This window comes from Pseudomonas sp. SDO5522_S412 (assembly GCF_054071215.1).
In genome coordinates this window covers 1-319 of sequence record NZ_JBSVWQ010000456.1, presented here as the reverse complement: position 1 = coordinate 319, position 319 = coordinate 1, and the positions used below count along the sequence as shown (strand labels likewise).

Below are 319 nucleotides of genomic sequence, written 5' to 3'. Positions count from 1 at the left end.
CGGGATTGTGACTCCCGTTGTCGAGGGTTCGATCCCCTTCGTCCACCCCATATTTAAAAAGGCGCCAGATTAATAGTCTGGCGCCTTTGCTTTAAAAGCTTCAAGCGCGGATGTGGTGGAATTGGTAGACACACTGGATTTAGGTTCCAGCGCCGCAAGGTGTAAGAGTTCGAGTCTCTTCATCCGCACCAAATAAAGTTTCGTGAAGGCCTGCGGATCGGCGCGAAGCTCAACAAATAGCCTTTTTGACGGGCTTTTTGGTCACGCAATATGGTGGGCGTAGCTCAGTTGGTAGAGCACGGGATTGTGACTCCCGTTG

General features: G+C 51.4%; 1 tRNA gene. It reads left to right on the top strand.

The annotated features are described in order from the left end of the window. Nucleotides 1–106: 106 nt before the first annotated feature. Nucleotides 107–191 (top strand) — tRNA-Leu (locus ACW9I6_RS32435). The last annotated feature ends 128 nt before the right edge of the window (nt 192–319 follow it).